Source organism: Pseudomonas sp. P5_A2_2, from assembly GCF_054177685.1.
In genome coordinates this window covers 1-1,313 of sequence record NZ_JBGCUL010001148.1, presented here as the reverse complement: position 1 = coordinate 1,313, position 1,313 = coordinate 1, and the positions used below count along the sequence as shown (strand labels likewise).

Below are 1,313 nucleotides of genomic sequence, written 5' to 3'. Positions count from 1 at the left end.
CGACGTACTCGCGAACCTGGCCTTCACCTTCGAAAACCAGAGTGCTGGTGACCACGTTGTCGAGGAATGCCCGGTCGTGGCTGACCATCAGCACGGTGCCATTGAAGGTCAGCAAGACTTCTTCGAGCAGTTCGAGGGTTTCAACGTCGAGGTCGTTGGTCGGTTCGTCGAGTACCAGCAGGTTCGCCGGCTTGCTGAACAACTTGGCCAGCAACAGACGGGCACGCTCACCACCGGACAGCGCCTTGACCGGCGTGCGGGCACGCTGCGGGCTGAACAGGARGTCGCCGAGGTAGCTCAGCACGTGGCGGCTCTGACCATCGATATCGATGAAGTCGCGACCTTCGGCGACGTTGTCGATCACGGTTTTTTCCAGGTCCAGCTGATGGCGCAACTGGTCGAAGTAGGCAACATCGATCCTGGTGCCCTCTTCCACTTTGCCGCTGGTCGGCTGCAGGCCGCTGAGCATCAGCTTCAGCAACGTGGTCTTGCCGGTACCGTTGGCGCCAAGCAGACCGATACGGTCGCCGCGCTGCAGCACCATGGAGAAGTCCTTGATCAGGAACGGGCCGCCCGGGTGAGCGAAGCTCACGTTCTCGAGCACCATCACTTGCTTGCCGGACTTGTCGGCAGTATCCAGCTGGATATTGGCCTTGCCGGTACGCTCACGACGTTCGCTACGCTCGACACGCAGGGCCTTGAGGGCACGTACGCGGCCTTCGTTACGGGTGCGACGGGCCTTGATGCCCTGACGAATCCACACTTCTTCCTGGGCCAGGCGCTTGTCGAACAACGCGTTGGCGGTGGCTTCGGCAGCGAGTTCGGCTTCTTTGTGCACGAGGAAACTGGCGTAGTCGCCGTTCCAGTCGATCAGGCCGCCGCGATCCAGTTCGAGGATGCGGGTGGCCAGGTTCTGCAGGAAAGAACGGTCGTGCGTGATGAACAGCACGGCGCCCTGGAAATCCTTCAGTGCTTCTTCAAGCCAGGCGATGGCACCGATGTCCAGGTGGTTGGTCGGTTCGTCGAGCAGCAGCAGGTCCGGCTCGGACACCAGGGCCTGGGCCAGCAGCACGCGACGACGCCAGCCGCCGGACAACTCGGCGAGGGTCTTGTCGGCCGGCAGTTGCAGGCGGCTCAGGGTGCTGTCGACCAGGGTCTGCAGGCGCCAGCCATCGCGGGCCTCGAGGTCGTGCTGGACGTGCATCAGTTTGTCCAGATCGGCGTCAGTGACGATGTTCTGGCTCAGGTGGTGATATTCGGCGAGCAGGGCGCCAACGCCGTCCAGGCCTTCGGCCACCACGTCGAATACTGTC

1 protein-coding gene is annotated in these 1,313 nt (G+C 62.6%); it reads right to left on the bottom strand.

Annotation, left to right across the window (positions count from 1 at the left end; genetic code table 11):
* The coding region (locus tag ACXRVY_RS29595; protein WP_458239031.1) for an ATP-binding cassette domain-containing protein at window positions 1–1,313 on the bottom strand (1,313 nt) is incomplete at both ends.